The sequence below is a fragment of the Mesorhizobium sp. M0761 genome, from assembly GCF_040320205.1.
GTDB lineage: Bacteria > Pseudomonadota > Alphaproteobacteria > Rhizobiales > Rhizobiaceae > Mesorhizobium.
This window is the reverse complement of the sequence record NZ_JAMYPF010000005.1, coordinates 217,835-233,392: the sequence shown is the minus strand read 5'-3', so window position 1 is coordinate 233,392 and position 15,558 is coordinate 217,835. Positions and strand designations below refer to the sequence as shown.

12 protein-coding genes and 1 pseudogene are annotated in these 15,558 nt (G+C 64.3%); 6 read left to right on the top strand and 7 right to left on the bottom strand.

What is annotated here, in order from left to right:
• Positions 1-25: 25 nt before the first annotated feature.
• Positions 26-625 (top strand): annotated as a pseudogene (locus NKI32_RS10840) (MBL fold metallo-hydrolase); the annotation flags it as partial.
• Between the two features lie 162 nt (positions 626-787).
• On the opposite strand, the gene NKI32_RS10835 reads toward NKI32_RS10840, so the two are convergent.
• From NKI32_RS10835 to mutS, 3 genes are all read right to left on the bottom strand, one after another.
• A complete protein-coding gene (locus NKI32_RS10835) occupies positions 788-1,342 on the bottom strand; it encodes a TetR/AcrR family transcriptional regulator (RefSeq protein WP_023755661.1) in 555 nt (184 codons plus the stop codon).
• Positions 1,343-1,408: 66 nt separating this feature from the next.
• Positions 1,409-1,873 carry a nuclear transport factor 2 family protein gene (locus tag NKI32_RS10830; RefSeq protein WP_023685130.1) on the bottom strand — a complete coding sequence of 155 codons (465 nt, stop codon included), beginning with the start codon at positions 1,871-1,873 and terminating at the stop codon, positions 1,409-1,411.
• 73 nt (positions 1,874-1,946) lie between these two features.
• A complete protein-coding gene (mutS, locus tag NKI32_RS10825; RefSeq protein ID WP_023708202.1) occupies positions 1,947-4,676 on the bottom strand; it encodes a DNA mismatch repair protein MutS in 2,730 nt (909 codons plus the stop codon).
• 165 nt (positions 4,677-4,841) lie between these two features.
• On the opposite strand from mutS, the gene NKI32_RS10820 reads away from it, so the two are divergent.
• The 3 genes from NKI32_RS10820 to NKI32_RS10810 all read left to right on the top strand — a co-directional run bounded on the left by NKI32_RS10820 (position 4,842) and on the right by NKI32_RS10810 (position 9,650).
• Entirely contained in the window at positions 4,842-6,023 is a 1,182-nt protein-coding gene (locus NKI32_RS10820; RefSeq protein ID WP_032891613.1) for a glycosyltransferase family protein, read from the top strand.
• Between the two features lie 143 nt (positions 6,024-6,166).
• Entirely contained in the window at positions 6,167-8,446 is a 2,280-nt protein-coding gene (locus NKI32_RS10815; RefSeq protein WP_023685127.1) for an NADP-dependent malic enzyme, read from the top strand.
• A gap of 124 nt (positions 8,447-8,570) precedes the next feature.
• Complete coding sequence (locus NKI32_RS10810; RefSeq protein ID WP_023685126.1) at positions 8,571-9,650, top strand: GGDEF domain-containing protein; 1,080 nt, start codon at positions 8,571-8,573, stop codon at positions 9,648-9,650.
• Positions 9,651-9,721: 71 nt separating this feature from the next.
• On the opposite strand, the gene NKI32_RS10805 is transcribed toward NKI32_RS10810, so the two are convergent.
• Positions 9,722-10,714, bottom strand: coding sequence for an adenosine kinase (locus NKI32_RS10805; protein ID WP_023738127.1), 993 nt, complete (start codon positions 10,712-10,714; stop codon positions 9,722-9,724).
• Positions 10,715-10,930: 216 nt separating this feature from the next.
• Between NKI32_RS10805 and NKI32_RS10800 the strand changes: the two genes are divergently transcribed.
• Together NKI32_RS10800 and NKI32_RS10795 are read left to right on the top strand one after the other, a co-directional pair.
• Entirely contained in the window at positions 10,931-11,833 is a 903-nt protein-coding gene (locus tag NKI32_RS10800) for a DMT family transporter (protein WP_353002597.1), read from the top strand.
• A 198-nt stretch (positions 11,834-12,031) separates the two neighbouring features.
• Positions 12,032-12,733 (top strand): sulfate transporter family protein, encoded by a 702-nt coding sequence (locus NKI32_RS10795; protein ID WP_352913259.1) that lies wholly within the window; start codon positions 12,032-12,034, stop codon positions 12,731-12,733.
• 5 nt (positions 12,734-12,738) lie between these two features.
• Here NKI32_RS10795 and NKI32_RS10790 read toward each other — a convergent pair whose 3' ends face one another.
• From NKI32_RS10790 to NKI32_RS10780, 3 genes are all read right to left on the bottom strand, one after another.
• Positions 12,739-13,737, bottom strand: a complete 999-nt coding sequence (locus tag NKI32_RS10790) for a proline racemase family protein (protein WP_353002596.1) — start codon at positions 13,735-13,737, stop codon at positions 12,739-12,741.
• Positions 13,738-13,749: 12 nt separating this feature from the next.
• Positions 13,750-14,553, bottom strand: a complete 804-nt coding sequence (locus tag NKI32_RS10785; protein ID WP_353002595.1) for an isocitrate lyase/PEP mutase family protein — start codon at positions 14,551-14,553, stop codon at positions 13,750-13,752.
• 76 nt (positions 14,554-14,629) lie between these two features.
• On the bottom strand, positions 14,630-15,448 hold the full coding sequence (locus NKI32_RS10780) for a hypothetical protein (protein WP_353002594.1): 819 nt from the start codon (positions 15,446-15,448) through the stop codon (positions 14,630-14,632).
• Between the last annotated feature and the right edge of the window lie 110 nt (positions 15,449-15,558).

Genomic DNA, 15,558 nt, shown 5'->3' with positions numbered 1-15,558 from the left:
TCATACGGCGTATAGAGTCGGAGCCATGACGGTCACGTCGCTGCGCGACGGTTACGTCGACATGCCAATCAGGCGGCTGCGCCAGCCCGGAGACCGGACATTCGGTGACAACCTGCCCTCGCATGTACCGCTCGTCGACGGTGCGCTCAGGCTGTCGGTCAACGCCTTCGCCATCGATGACGGCGACGACATCACGCTGATCGACACAGGGGCTTCGAACGCCTGGCACCCGACAATGGGGCACCTGCCCGAGGCGCTGCGCGAGGCGAAGATCGCCACCGAGCGGATTCGGACTGTTGCTTTCACCCACACCCATCTCGACCATATACACGGGCTCATCCTTTCCGATGGTGGCGACGGCTTCCCGCAGCTCTCTCGGCTGCTTGTCCCGCGCGCTGAGCTCGGCATGTTTCGCGACGTGGCGAGGCTGGAACGCTTCCACGATCGCGCCCAGCCTCTCGATGCTGGACAGCGCGTCAGCGCTGACATCGATACGATCGGCTCCGCTGGCCATGAAGCCGGCCACACTTGCTTTCGCGTTGTGAGCGCAGGCGAAACACTGTTGATCTGGGGCGACATCGTACATGTGCCGTCGCTTCAATTCGATCGACCCGAGATCACGTGGGAATTCGACGCAGACCAGCAGCAGGCGAGGGCAAGCCGGTTGCAAATGCTGGCGCTTGCGGCCAACACGACTGCTACGTCGCCGGCGCGCATCTTGATTCGCCCGGCGTCGGCCGGGTTTTTCGAACCGAGACGGCTTTCCGCTTCGAGCCCTTGTAGCACTCTAGCCGAGCGCCGCCCGCGCCCGTCGCAACGCGCGCGAAAACACTGCGGTGTCGTCGAAGGCGCGCGCCAGCGTGAGCGCGCCCTGGATGGCGCCGACCGTTTCTTCGGCGAGTTCGTCCGCCCTGGCAGCGCTGTGCCCGCTTCGGGTCAGCGCTTCGGCAAGATGCGCCACCCAGCGGCCGAAATAGCTTTTGATCGCAATGGCGAAGAGGTCGCGGGATTCGTCCAGCGCGAAGGCGCCGATCAGGCACACCCGGCGTCCCGAGCGGAAATAGCTGTCGGTCGCTTCGAACATCCGATCGATACCCGTGCGAGGGTAGGCCCTGTCCTGCAACGGCACGAAGACATTCTCCTCGAACCAGCCATTTATATGGGCAATGACAGCCGCCGCCATCTCTTCCTTGCCGCCGGGGAAGAAGTGGTAAAGGCTGCCTTTGCCTAGGCCGGTCGCCGCACCGATCCGCGCCAGGCTCGCCCCTTCATAGCCGTGTTCGCGGAAAACCTCGCCGATGATGGAGAGCAAATCGGCGCGATCGGGCGCGATCCTGCGCATGCGCTAGTTTTTCCGCTTGAGCATGATCTTTGCCGAAAACCGCGACACAGCTCTAGGGATCATATTCTAAAATCCGAGTTCGGACAGGCCGGGATGGTCGTCCGGTCGGCGGCCGAGCGGCCAGTGATATTTGCGCTCACCCTCGGCGATCGGCAGGTCGTTGATGCTGGCGACGCGCCTACGCATCAGCCCGGCCGCGTCGAATTCCCAATTCTCATTGCCGTAGGAGCGGAACCAGTGGCCACTGTCGTCGCGCCATTCATAGGCAAAGCGCACCGCGATGCGGTTGTCGTTCCAGGTCCAGACCTCCTTGATCAGGCGGTAGTCGAGCTCGCGAGCCCATTTGCGCGTGAGGAAGGAGACGATCTCATTTCTGCCCGAGACGAACTCGGCGCGGTTGCGCCAGGTGCTGTCTTGCGTATAGGCGAGCGAAACCCGTTCGGGATCGCGGCTGTTCCAGGCGTCTTCGGCAAGCCGAGCCTTCTGCGCGGCGGTCTCGGCGGTGAAGGGCGGCAGCGGCGGACGGCTCATGTCATTCTCCCATCGGCAAAGGCGATGGCGAGCATTGTACCAATCGGTACAATTGGTCAAGGCCGAAATCGGGCTAGGTTTTCCCCGCCAGCCCCTTCAGCCGGTAGAGCGCTTCCAGCGCCTCGCGCGGCGTCATCTCGTCTGGATTGATCTCACCCAGCGCTGCGCCCAATGCGTCGCTCTTCGCAGGCTTTGCCGCTTCCCGCTTCATTGCCACCGAAAACAGCGGCAGATCGTCGACCAGTCGGTTGGCCTTGCCGGAGACATCGCCTTCCTCGAGCTGATGCAGCACCTCTTTGGCGCGGCCGACCACCGCTTCCGGCAGACCGGCAAGGCGAGCGACCTGAACGCCATAGGAGCGATCGGCGGCACCCTTGCCGACCTCGTGCAGGAAGACGACGTCGCCTTCCCATTCCTTGACCCGCATGGTGACGTTGGAAAGGCGCGGCAGTTTGCCGGACAGCGCCGTCATCTCGTGGAAATGGGTGGCAAAGATCGCCCGGCAGCGGTTCTTCTCGTGCAGGTACTCGACCGCCGCCCAGGCGATCGACAGGCCATCGAAAGTGGCGGTGCCGCGGCCGATTTCGTCGAGGATCACCAGCGCCCGCTCACCGGCCTGGTTGAGGATCGCCGCCGTCTCGACCATCTCGACCATAAAGGTGGAGCGGCCACGCGCCAGATCGTCCGAGGCGCCGACGCGCGAGAACAACCGGTCGACGACGCCGATATGGGCCGATGTCGCCGGCACGAAGGAACCGGTTTGGGCGAGGATGGCGATCAGTGCGTTTTGCCGCAGGAAGGTCGACTTACCGCCCATATTCGGACCGGTGAGCAGCCAGATCGCGCCGGCCTTGGCCCCGTCTTGCGGCGACAGATCGCAATCATTGGCGACGAACGGCCCTTCGCCCGAACGCCGCAGCGCCTGTTCCACCACAGGATGGCGCCCGCCCGAAATGTCGAAGGCAAGGCTGGAATCGACCAGCGGCCGGCACCAGGCTTCGCTCTCCGACAACAGCGCGAGCGCCGCCGACACGTCGAGCACGGCGAGCGCATCGGCGCCGGCGCGGATCTTCTGCGCCTCGCCGACCGCCTCAGCCGTCAGCGTATCGAAAGCGGCAAGCTCGATGCTCAGCGCCCGGTCGGCGGCATTGGCGATCTTGGTCTCGAGTTCGGCAAGTTCGGTCGTGGTGAAACGCATGGCATTGGCCATGGTCTGGCGGTGGATGAAGCGCGCCTTGGCGCCGTCGCTTCCGGTCATGATTGAATGGTGGTTGGCCGTCACCTCGATGTAATAGCCCAGCACATTGTTGTGCCGGATTTTCAGCGAGCGGATGCCGGTCTCCTCGATCAGCGAGCGCTCCAGTCCGGCGATCACCTTGCGCGATTCGTCGCGCAGCGCCCGCATTTCGTCGAGTTCGGCATGGTAGCCGCCGCGCACGAAGCCGCCGTCGCGCCTCAGCAGCGGCAGTTCCTCGCCAAGAGCCTGGGTCAGATGCTCGGCCAGCGCGCGCGGCAGCGCCTTTATCGCGGCAAGTGCCGCGGTCAGCTCAGCGGGCAGGACGGTCGTTCCGAACAGTTCGGCAATGGTGGCCGCCGCTTCGAAGCCGGCACGCAGCGCGCCGAGGTCGCGCGGGCCGCCGCGGTTGAGCGCCAACCGCGACAGCGCTCGCGGCATGTCGGCGACGCTCTTCAGGCTTGACCGCACCGCCTGGCAGAGCCGCGTCTCGGCGCGGAAGAACGATACCGAATCAAGCCGGGCGGCAATCGCCGCCGGATCGGTCAGCGGCGCCATCAGCCGGTCGGCGAGCAGCCTGGCGCCGCCGCCGGTGACCGTGCGGTCTATAGCCTTGAACAGCGAGCCGTCGCGGCTGCCCGACAGCGTGCGCAACAGTTCCAGATTGCCGCGTGTCGCAGGATCGATGAACAGCGTCGAGCCCTGCTCCTCGCGTTCGGGACGCGACAAAGGCGGCCGCTCGGCCTTCTGCGTCTTTTCGACGTAGGCGATGGCGCCCGAGATCGCCGACAATTCGGCGCGCGAGAAGGCACCGAAACTGTCAGGCGTCGCCACTTCGAAGAAGCGCGCGATCCGCCCCGCTGCCGAAGCCGAATCGAAAAGCGACGGCGGCTGCGGGCTGGCGACGCGGCCGATGACGTCGAACACCGGCTTCAGCTCGGGATCGTAAAACACCGGCTCGGCGACGATCAGCTCGCGCGGGTCGACGCGGAAGACATCGGCCAGCAGGCGGTCGGCCGTGGTTTCGGCGACGCGGAAGACGCCGGTCGAGATCTCGATCCAGGCCATGGCGAAGGCGTCACCGCTGTTGCCGCCCTTCACCCGCCCTAGCGCCATCAGGAAGCTCGATTCCGACGGCGCCAGCAATTTATCCTCGGTGATGGTGCCGGGCGTCACCAGCCGCACGACGTCGCGGCGCACCACCGATTTGCCGCCGCGCTTCCTGGCTTCCGCCGGGTCCTCGATCTGCTCGCAGACGGCAACGCGAAAACCTTGGCCGATCAGCTTTTGCAGATATTCGTCGGCCGCATGCACCGGCACGCCGCACATCGGAATGTCGTTACCCTGGTGCTTGCCGCGCTTGGTCAGGACGATGCCCAGCGCCTTGCTCGCCTTTTCGGCGTCGTCGAAGAACAGCTCGTAGAAATCGCCCATGCGGTAGAACAGCAGAGAATCCGGGTTCGCCGCCTTGATCTCGATATATTGCTCCATCATCGGCGTGACGCTGCCGACGGGCGCAGGCGGTGTCACCTCGGGGGCGTCGGTTTCTGCTGAAGTGTGCATGTTCATGCCCGCACGCTAGCAGATGTGGGTGCGGGGTTTAATGCCGGCGGCCCGAAAAGCAGGGGACGACCGGCCTCGACGGCGGCTTGTGCTCCCTCTACGCCGGGTGAAGCCGTTGGTTGCTTCGGGCGCCAACCAGACCTTATGATCGCCATGGCGGGGATAAGCGGCATGGATCAGGACAAACAGGAGGCGTTCGAAGAGCTGGTCGGTCCGGCTGGATCGGCGCTTGAGCGCCTGCTGCTGTTGGCGGCGCGGCGCGTCCACCGCACCAAAAGCAAGCTTAGGGGGACAGTGCGCAAGCGCGTCCCCTTCCTCCTGCCGACACGGGGACCGCTGTCCGATCTCGATAGCGGCATCGAGATGTCGCTGCATGTGCTCAGCCGCGACCCGCTGGTGCTCTATGTCCCGATTGGCGGAGCCCGTCCGCTCTATCCGCTGGCGGCCCTTGGCCGGCGCCTGGCGGGACGGCGCGTCACCTTCCTGACGATGCAGACCTGGACCATGGAGCGGCCGGCTGTCATCGCCCGGATGGGCCGCGATCTCGCCTGGTATGCCGGCCGGTTTCCGCTGCACGAAATCATCTTCCTGTGCAACACCGAGGAAGAGCGCCGTCTCGTCGCGGCTGCGGGCGGCAATGCCATCTTCTCCAACCACAATCTGATGGTGTCGGAGGATATATTCCGGCCGCTGCCGGACGTGCCGGTCGAATTCGACGCGGTCTACAATGGCCGCATCTCGCCGATCAAACGCCATCACCTGGCCTTCGACATAGAGCGGCTGGCCCACATCACCTATTCGATCGGCGAATTGCCGCCGGTTGCCGCCCGCGCCTTTGTTCGGCGACTGCAGGCGCGTTCGCCGCTCCACCAGATCGCCAATCCGCTCGTCGACGGCTGGCCGGGCAAGCTGACGGCGCAACAGGTCAACCGCGTCTACAACCAGGCCGCCGTCGGGCTGTGCCTGTCGGCCGTGGAAGGAGCGATGTACTCCTCGATGGAATATCTGATGGCCGGCCTGCCGATCGTCAGTACGCCGAGCCTTGGCGGTCGCGACGTCTATTTCGATCCGGATTATTGCATCGTCGCCGATCCGGAACCGGCTGCCATTCGCCGCGCCGTCGAGACGCTGCGAGATCGTGCCATACCGCGTCAGCACATCCGCCGCCGCACGCTGGAGAAGGTTCACGCCCAGCGCATCGAACTCATGGCGTTCCTGACTGCATTGCTGCGGCGCAAGGGAAGCCGTGCGCCACCCATCGAGACGTGGCCTTTCCCCGGCACAGACGGCATGATGCGACGGGGAACGGTGCGCGAAATCGCTGCCTTCGTCAGCGAGCCAGAGCCGACGTGACGCCGTTCGACTTCGGGAGATTTCGCTGCGGGCGTGAAGATTGCTTGGCGGTTTACAGCGGTGGCGTGTAGCCTTGATTCAGAAGTTTCAAAAACACACACCCGTCTCAAGGGTGCGGCACCGGCGAGGAAATCAAAAGCATCATGGCCAAGAAAACCGAAAACAGCGGCCCCTCCGTCAGCGCCGAGGAGGCGCTGGAATTCCACGCCATGGGCCGCCCCGGCAAGCTGGAGATCGTCGCCACCAAGCCGATGGCGACGCAGCGCGATCTGAGCCTCGCCTATTCGCCGGGTGTCGCGGTTCCTGTGCTGGCCATTGCCGAAGACCCCAGCCGCGCTTTCGACTACACGACGCGCGGCAACATGGTCGCCGTCATCTCCAACGGCACCGCCATTCTCGGCCTCGGCAATCTCGGCGCGTTGGCCTCCAAGCCGGTGATGGAAGGCAAGGCGGTGCTGTTCAAGCGCTTCGCCGATGTCGATTCCATCGACCTCGAGGTCGACACCGAGGATGCCGACGAATTCATCAACTGCGTGCGCTTTCTCGGCCCGTCCTTCGGCGGCATCAACCTGGAAGACATCAAGGCGCCGGAATGCTTCATCATCGAGCAGCGCCTGCGTGAATTGATGGACATCCCGGTCTTCCATGACGACCAGCACGGCACCGCCATCATCTCGGCCGCCGGGCTGATCAACGCGCTGGAGATCACCGGCCGCGACATGAAGACCACGAAAATGGTCTGCAACGGCGCCGGCGCCGCCGGTATCGCCTGCATCGAACTGATGAAGGCGATGGGGTTTGCGCCCGAGAACATCATCCTGTGCGACACCAAGGGCGTCGTCTACCAGGGCCGCACCGAAGGCATGAACCAGTGGAAGTCGGCGCATGCGGTCAAGACCGACACGCGCAGCCTGGCCGAGGCGCTGGACGGCGCCGACGTCTTCCTCGGCCTGTCGGCCAAGGGCGCATTGACCACCAAGATGGTGCAGTCGATGGCCAAGAACCCGATCATCTTCGCCATGGCCAATCCCGACCCGGAGATCACGCCGGAGGAAGTGGCCGAAATCCGCACCGATGCCATCATGGCCACCGGGCGTTCCGACTACCCCAACCAGGTCAACAATGTGCTGGGCTTCCCCTACATCTTCCGCGGTGCGCTGGATGTCAGGGCCACCACCATCAATGACGACATGAAGATCGCCGCAGCGAGAGCGCTGGCCGACCTGGCGCGCAAGGACGTGCCCGACGATGTCGCCGCCGCCTATCAGGGCAACCGGCCGAAATTCGGCCCCAACTACATCATCCCGGTGCCGTTCGATCCGCGCCTGATCTCGGCCATCCCGCTCGCTGTGGCCAAGGCGGCGATGGAGTCAGGCGTCGCCCGCAAGCCTATCCTCGACCTCGACCGCTACGCGCAGGAGCTGTCGGCCCGCCGCGACCCGATCGCCTCGACCTTGCAGCGCATCTACGATCGCGTCCGCCGCCAGCCCAAGCGCATCGTCTTTGCCGAGGGCGAGGAAGAACAGGTGATGCGCGCCGCCGTATCCTATGTGAACCAGAAGCTCGGCACCGCGATCCTGCTTGGCCGCGACGACGTCATCAAGGAAAACGCCAGGCACGCCGGCATCGACCTGAACAAGCAAGGCATCGAGATCATCAATGCCAGGCTTTCGCGCCGCAACGGCATCTACACCGATTATCTCTACGAGCGCATGCAGCGCAAAGGCTTCCTGTTCCGCGACTGCCAGCGGCTGATCAACAACGACCGCAACCATTTCGCTGCCTGCATGGTGGCGCTGGGCGATGCCGACGGCATCGTCACCGGCGTCACCCGCAACTATTCCACGGCGCTCGACGATATCCGCCGCGTCATCGACGCCAAGCCCGGCCACCGCGTCATCGGCGTCTCGATCGTGCTCGCCAGGGGCAAGACCGTGCTCGTCGCCGACACCGCCGTGCACGACATGCCCAATGCCGAACAGATCGCCGACATCGCCGAGGAGGCCGCGGGCTTCGCCCGCCGCATGGGCTACGAGCCGCGGCTCGCCATGCTTGCCTATTCGACCTTCGGCCACCCGCAGGGCGAACGTTCCGAGCGGGTCCAGGAAGCGGTGCGTATCCTGGACAAACGCCGGGTCGATTTCGAATATGACGGCGAAATGGCCGCCGACGTGGCGCTCAACGCCCGCGCCATGGCGCAGTACCCGTTCATTCGCCTGACCGGCCCGGCCAATGTGCTGATCATGCCGGCGTTCCACTCGGCCTCGATCTCGACCAAGATGCTGCAGGAACTCGGCGGCTCCACCGTCATCGGCCCGCTGCTGGTCGGCTTGAACAAACCGGTCCAGATCGTCTCGCTCAACGCCAAGGATTCGGACATCGTCAACATGGCTGCGATCGCGGCCTATAGCGCGGGAGCCTGATTGGCGGCAAAATAGCCAACCCATAAGAGATTGATAATATTCGGCTGCTATAGGGAACGTTCTCGCCCCCTATGGCCTTATGGCATTGGCGGCGCGCTCAGACCGCCAAAACGGGGGTGCGGCCATGAAGCATGACGGGGTTTCTGCATCTGTGGTCGGCCAGGGGGTCTATCACGACGAGCGGCTGGATGCGCTGCTCAGCATCACCGGCCGCATGGACGGTTATCTCTACCGTTGCCGCAACGATGCGTCCTACACCATGCTCTACATCAGCGACGGCATTTTCACCGTCAGCGGTTATCGGCCGAGCGACTTCATTCAAAATGCCGTGCGCGACTATGTCTCGGCCATCCACCCGGATGATCTCGCTGCCGTCTATGCCGCCGTCGATACCGCGCTCGAGGCGCGCTGCAACTGGAACGTCGACTACCGCATCGTGCCGCAGGTCGGCGAGCCGCTCTGGGTCCGCGAGATCGGCGGCGGCGTCTGGGACGAGGCCGGCGAACTGGAATTCCTGGAAGGTTTCGTCGTCGACATCAGCGACCGCAAGGTCGTCGAGGATCTCAACGCCGAGCTGCTGCTCGAACTCAAGGCCGCCAATGAGGAACTCTCCGTACAAAAGCGCGAGATCGAGCTGGCCAAGCAGCACAGCGACCACTCGGCCAACCACGATGCATTGACCGGCCTGCCCAACCGGCGCGCCTTTCACAACGAGCTGAGGTCGGTGATCGACCGCTGCGACAGCACCGGCCAGGCGGCCGGCCTGCTGTTCATCGACCTCGATAGGTTCAAGAAGGTCAACGACACGCTCGGCCACGAGGCCGGCGACGCGCTGCTGCATGAGGTGGCGGGTCAGCTTCGCACCGTCCTGCGCAGCGCTGATTTCGTGGCGCGGCTCGGTGGAGACGAGTTCGCATTCCTGTTTTCAGGAGAGGCTAGCCGGGCCCGACAGAAGGCCGTGGGCGTCGCCGAACGTATCCTGGAAAAGCTGCGGATCAAGGTGCCGACGCCGAATGGTGCCATCCATGTTGGTTGCACCGTTGGCGTCGCCATCTACCCGGCGGAAGCGTCCGATTCGGAGGCGCTGATAACGCTCGCCGACCGACTGATGTACATCGGCAAAAAGAGCGGCCGCAACCGGCTGGTCACCGCCGGGGCTTTGGAACCCGGGCCTACGTCCGACGACCTTCGCCGCACCGCCTGAGCGGAGCGCCGGACAGCCTGAACCGGCGGGCACCCCTCATCTGGCTCGGCGCTGCGCGCCGAAAGACGGCCCTACAGCAACCCCGCCAATTGGGCCGCGCTGCGCAGGTTCTGCCGCGGCCGTGGCCCGAGCTGCTGGATGACCAGCCCGGCGGCCAGCGAGCCAAGATCGCCGCAATCCTGCAGGCTGCGCCCCGAGGTGTAGCCGTAGAGGAAACCGGCGGCGTAGAGGTCGCCGGCGCCGGTGGTGTCGACCAGCTCGCGGATCGTCGTCGCCTGGATGGTGACAGTCTCGTCGCCGCGCACGATCACCGAGCCTTTTTCGGAGCGGGTGACGGCGGCAATTCTGCAGTCCTTGCGGATCGCCGCCAGCGCCTCGTCGAAGGATTTGGTCTGGTAGAGCGACTTGATCTCGTGGCTGTTGGCAAAGACGATGTCGACAGTGCCCGAGCGCATCAGCTCAAGGAACTCGTCCCGGTAGCGGTCGACGCAGAACGAATCCGACAACGTCATCGACACTTCGCGCCCGGCCTCGTGTGCGAGCTTCGCCGTCTGCCGGATCGCCTCCTTGGCGCGCGGCGGATCCCACAGATAGCCCTCGAAATAGGTGACCTTGGCGCCGGACGCCTTGTCGGCCTCGACGTCTTCCGGCCCGAGTTCGACACAGGCGCCGAGATAGGTGTTCATCGAACGCTCGCCGTCGGGGGTGACGAAGATCATCGAGCGGGCCGTCGGCGGCTGTCCTTCGAGCGGCCTGGTGTCGAAGGCAACGCCCTGGGCATGGATGTCATGGGCGTAGATTTCGCCGAGCGGATCGTTCGACACCTTGCCGAAGAAGGCAGCGCGCCCGCCGAAGCTGGCGACGCCCGCCGCCGTATTGCCGGCGCTGCCGCCGGAGGCCTCGATCGCCGGCCCCATGCGGCTGTAGAGCAGCTCGGCGCGCTTGGTGTCGATGAGGTTCATCGCACCCTTGATGATGCCGTTGGTCTCGAGAAAAGCGTCGTCGCACTGGGCGATGATGTCGACAATGGCATTGCCGATGCAAAGCACGTCAAAATCCGGCATCAATGTCTCCGCCTGGGAACCTGCCGGCTTTCTGCCGCGCCCGGGCGGGTCTACAGCATCACCCCGAAAAATGGCAACCGATTTCCATCCTTTGCCGGCCCAAGCCGGCGCGCGCGCCTGGGACGAGGCTCCATCACAGTTCGACCGTGGCCGAAGCATCTGACCGCCGGGTCGCCTACAAGCTTGGCCTCAAATCAAGCCCTGGAAGCACCCTGCATGCAAGCAAAGACCGACATGACCACCGAACTGGCGCTGCTTGGCGTGCTGGCCGCCCTGTGGGGCGCGTCCTATACCTTCATCAAGATCGGTGTCGAGACGATCCCGCCGATAACCTTCATCGCCGCCCGCACCCTGATCGCCGGCGCCATCCTGCTCGCGCTGATCCGCTGGCGCGGCCTTTCCATGCCCAAGGACGGCGCGACCTGGTGGCGGTTCATGGTCCAGGCCTGTCTCAACAGCGTCGTGCCATTCACGCTGATCGCCGCCGCCGAGCGCTCCATCGACGCCGGCCTCGCCACCATTCTCAACGCGACGTCGCCGATCTTCACCTTCCTGCTGACCGCGCTCATCACCCGCCACGAATCCGTGACCGCACGCAAGCTGTTCGGTGTCGGTGCCGGCATTGCCGGCATTTGCCTGATCGTCGGCACCCAGGCGCTTGGCGGGCTCGGCCATCAATTGTGGGCGCAACTTGCCGTCATTGCCGCCACGGTCTGCTATGCCGGCGCCGCCATCTTTGGCCGCGGCTTTAGGGGACTCGACCCGATGCTGCCGGCCGCCGGCTCGATGCTGTGCGGCGCGGTCATCCTCGTCCCCTTGAGCCTGGCCTTCGACCGCCCGTGGACGCTGTCGCCTTCAATGGCGTCGATACTGGCCTTGTTCGCATTGTCGGTGTTCTCCACGGCGCTGGCCTTCTGCATCTTTTTCCGCCTCATCCACACGCTGGGTTCGGTCGGCACGACGTCGCAGGCCTATCTGCGCGTGCCGATCGGCGTCGGCATCGGTGTCCTGTTCCTCGGCGAAAGCCTGGGGCCGACGGCGTTCTGGGGGATGGGCTGCGTCGTCGCCGGCGTTGCGGCGATGACCATCCCCGCCCGCTCCCGGGCGCTGGCGCGCTAGATCATGATGAGATTTGGTTGAAATCTCATCATGATCTAGCCCTTTGTTGGGGCATGATCTTTTCCAAAACCGGTACCCACTTTTTGGGGTCATGCTCTAAGTCCCGTCCGGAATTGCGCCCGCTCCAGCAGGCTTGCGGCTGACAGGGTCTCCGCCTATGTCGGAGATATCCGTTTGTTCCTGGGGGTGGAAACCGCCGTGATCTCCAACGCTGCCCGCGCCGCCTTCAGCCGGCTGTTTTCTCCCGAATTCCGCGCGGTTTTCCTGAAGACGCTGGGCTTGACCGTCCTAGCGCTGGTCGCCTTGTGGTTCGTCTTGACCGGGCTTGTCGATTGGCTGGCCCTGCCATGGGTTCACTCCTTGCTGCCCGGCCTGCCGTCCTGGGCCGGATGGCTGAGCGGCATCATCGCTGCCATCGCGCTTGCCTTCGGGATGGCGCTGCTGATCGCGCCGGTGACGGCAATCGTGGCGGGCCTGTTTCTCGACGACATCGCCGAAGTGGTCGAGCGCACCGACTATCCGGCCGATCCCGTCGGACGCGCCATGCCGGCGCTGCGCTCGCTCGTGTTGTCGGTGAAATTCTTCGGCGTCGTCATCCTGGGCAACATCGTCGCCTTGCTCCTTCTGTTGGTTCCAGGCGTCAACATCGCCGCCTTCTTCATCGTCAACGGCTATCTGCTCGGACGTGAATTCTTCGAATTCGCCGCCATGCGCTTCCGCCCGGAAGATGAGGCGAGGGCGTTGCGCCGGAAACATGCCGGCACCGTGTTTCTGGCCGGGCTGCTCATTGCCGCCTTTCTCGCCGTGCCGCTGCTCAACCTGCTGACGCCGCTCTTCGCCGCCGCCATGATGGTGCATCTGCACAAGGCGGTCGGCGCGCGGGAGAGCGCCGGGCGATAGGCCTATCAACGCAGAAGAAAACCGCGTCCCAATTCGTCATCCGGCTCGACGGTGAATTCCGCCCGGCCCGAATAGTAGGCGCGGCCGCCGACGCGGGCGATGATCGCATCATGCGGGCCGGCCATGGTCGTGCGCGCCACCGCTCCGGAAAAGCGCGAGCCGGCGATGCTTTCGAAGGACCGCTCCTGACCAGGGTTGATCTCACCCTTGGCATGCATTGCGGCCAGCCGCGCGGTGACGCCGGAGCCGGTCGGCGAGCGGTCGACCTCGGCATCGGCAAAGACGCAGATGTTTTTTGTTGCCTCGCCGGAGAACGCATCGTGTCCATCGGTGAGGATGGTGCCGTAGAGGAAAGCGAGATCGGCATGGTCGGGATGCGATAGAGGGAACGCCGCCTTCAGCCGTTCGGTCAGCGCGGTTGCCGCGTCGACGAAATCGCGCACCCGGCTGCGGCCGAACTCCAGGCCGAATTGATGGCAGTCGGCCAGCGCGTAGAAGGCGCCGCCATAGGCGATGTCGAACGCAATCTTGCCGTATCCCCCCAATTCGATTTGTTGGTCATGGGCAAACAGAAAGGCCGGCACGCTTTCGAACGACACCGATCCCGCTTTGCCGTCCTTGACCTCCACCGAAGCGACGACCAAGCCGCACGGCGCCTCGATGTTGACCATGGTGATTGGCTCCTGTTTGGTCACCAGGCCTTCGTCGACGGCGTAGCGGCCAAGCGCGATGATGGCGTGGCCGCACATGGTCGAATAGCCCTCATTGTGCATGAACAGCACGGCGAGGTCGGCGCCGGGCAGGTCGGGCTCCACCAGCAGCGCGCCATACATGTCGTGGTGGCCGCGCGGCTCGAAGATCAGCAGCTTGCGCAAATGGTCGAGGTGGTCGCGCACATAGGCGCGCTTTTCCAGGATCGTGCCTTTGGGAATGTCTGGATAGCCGCCGGTGACGATCCTGAGCGGCTCGCCGCCGGTGTGCATGTCGACGACGGTGAGCGTCATGCGCCGGGACCCCTAGCCTGAGGATTTGGAAAACAGCACCTGCAATTTGCCGAACGGCATGGCGGCCCGGGTGAAGCCGAACGTGCCGTCCTGCTGGATCTCGCGCGCCGCGGTTTCCAGCATGCCGAAGGCGAAATTGGTCAGCCAGGGTCCAAGCGAGATGCGCTTGACCCCGGCCATGGCAAGGTCGGCGATGGTGAAGGCCGGCAGTGCCATGACGTTGACCGGCCTGCTCACTGCCGAGCAGACTTTCTGGATGGTCTCGACATCTTTGAGGCCCGGCGCATAGAGCACGTCGGCGCCGGCCTTTTCGAAGGCCTGCAGCCGCTTGATCGTGTAGTCGAGATCCGGTTTGCCCCAAAGGAAATTCTCGGCCCGTGCGGTGAAGACGAAATCATGCTTGAGCGCCCGTGCGGCTTCAGCAGCAGCTGCAACGCGCTCGACGGCGTGTGAAAACTCATAGATGGGCTTGTCGGGATCGCCGGTATGGTCCTCGATCGAGCAGCCGGCGAGACCTGCCGCTTCGGCCGCAAAAACCGTCTCGGCGGCACTCGTCGCGCTGTCGCCCTTGCCTTTCTCGAGATCGGCCGACACCGGCAGGCTGGTTGCCGCCGTCAGCTCGCGGCAATGGTGGATCATCGCCTCGAAGGTCACTGCGCCATCGGGTAGGCCGCGCGAGAAGGCAAAACCGGCGCTGGTCGTCGCCAGCGCCTTGAAGCCGAAGGAGGCCAGGAGCTTGGTCGTGCCGACATCCCAGGGGTTGGGCATGACGAAGGTCGAGGCGTGCAGGTCGCGAAAGATCTTGCCCTTGTCCATGAGTGCTCCCTTCAGATGCGGAATATCGGCAGATTCTATCGTGCAGAAATGCACCGGGCAAACGAATGCGGTTGGCTCAGAAGCGTTTGGCGTTCTCTCCTGCCAATCTGTCCAGCGCGTCGGAATCCTTGACGTAGTGCAACGTCTTCTTGTCCCAATGATAGGCAACGGAAATTGCGTGGGCTTCAGGCTTGGGCGGCTGGCCGTCGCAGCTCTCGCCGTTGAGCACCGTGGCGTCGGTCACCGTCACTTTGACTGTGGCATAAGGCTGCCCGTCAGCGATCGTCTGGAAAGCAACGTCCTGCTTGCGGCTGTAGGCGCACAGGTTCTCATCGAAGGTGAAGATCATGTCGATCAATTGGAATTTGTCGTCGCGCACCATGATCAGCGGCGTGATCGCGTAGTTTTGGCTTGAATTGAAATGCGCGCTCATGGTGATCACGATGTCGTCGTTCGGCCCAACGGAAAGCTTGCCCGGTTCACGGAAATAGGTGCCGCGGTCGAGCGCGACATTGACGGCGTCGAGCAGCTTCGGCTTGTCTGTGATGTCGTAGAGCGCCAGCACGGCATAGCCTTCGGCGCTGTCGGGAGAGTCGCCGAGGTCGTAGAGCATCGCCAGCCGGTCCTTGCCCCCGGCCTTGATGGCGAGCACGCCGGCGTTGGAGAGGCCCGATGTCTCAGGCGGCGAACCGCCGCCATCCGGTCCCTCGATGTGGCGCATCTCGATCGGCAATCCACCCCGGTAGAAACCGTTGCTGTCACCTGCGAGGCCGGGAATGACCATCTTTGCGAGGTCCAGATAGGTCACATCCATGTGGCCGGGGATGGCGCTGCCGAATTCCGGGAAGCTGACGGCTTGCGCGCCGGCTGCGGTCCAAAGCCACGGCAGCAGCACAAGCGCTAGAGCAATTTCAGGAAAAGTGTGTGCGGTTTTCCGGCCGGAAATTGCAACAAAACAAAAAGATAGAGCGGTTCGCCGTTTCCATGAAACGGTGAAACGCTTTA

What these genes read in the sequence shown, in the direction of transcription:
- NKI32_RS10835 (WP_023755661.1), bottom strand. Translation starts at nt 1,342, where the DNA reads ATGCGCAGGATCGCGCCCGATCGCGCCGATTTGCTCTCCATCATCGGC.
- NKI32_RS10830 (WP_023685130.1), bottom strand. Translation starts at nt 1,873, where the DNA reads ATGAGCCGTCCGCCGCTGCCGCCCTTCACCGCCGAGACCGCCGCGCAG.
- mutS (WP_023708202.1), bottom strand. Translation starts at nt 4,676, where the DNA reads ATGAACATGCACACTTCAGCAGAAACCGACGCCCCCGAGGTGACACCG.
- NKI32_RS10820 (WP_032891613.1), top strand. Translation starts at nt 4,842, where the DNA reads ATGGATCAGGACAAACAGGAGGCGTTCGAAGAGCTGGTCGGTCCGGCT.
- NKI32_RS10815 (WP_023685127.1), top strand. Translation starts at nt 6,167, where the DNA reads ATGGCCAAGAAAACCGAAAACAGCGGCCCCTCCGTCAGCGCCGAGGAG.
- NKI32_RS10810 (WP_023685126.1), top strand. Translation starts at nt 8,571, where the DNA reads ATGAAGCATGACGGGGTTTCTGCATCTGTGGTCGGCCAGGGGGTCTAT.
- NKI32_RS10805 (WP_023738127.1), bottom strand. Translation starts at nt 10,714, where the DNA reads ATGCCGGATTTTGACGTGCTTTGCATCGGCAATGCCATTGTCGACATC.
- NKI32_RS10800 (WP_353002597.1), top strand. Translation starts at nt 10,931, where the DNA reads ATGCAAGCAAAGACCGACATGACCACCGAACTGGCGCTGCTTGGCGTG.
- NKI32_RS10790 (WP_353002596.1), bottom strand. Translation starts at nt 13,737, where the DNA reads ATGACGCTCACCGTCGTCGACATGCACACCGGCGGCGAGCCGCTCAGG.
- NKI32_RS10785 (WP_353002595.1), bottom strand. Translation starts at nt 14,553, where the DNA reads ATGGACAAGGGCAAGATCTTTCGCGACCTGCACGCCTCGACCTTCGTC.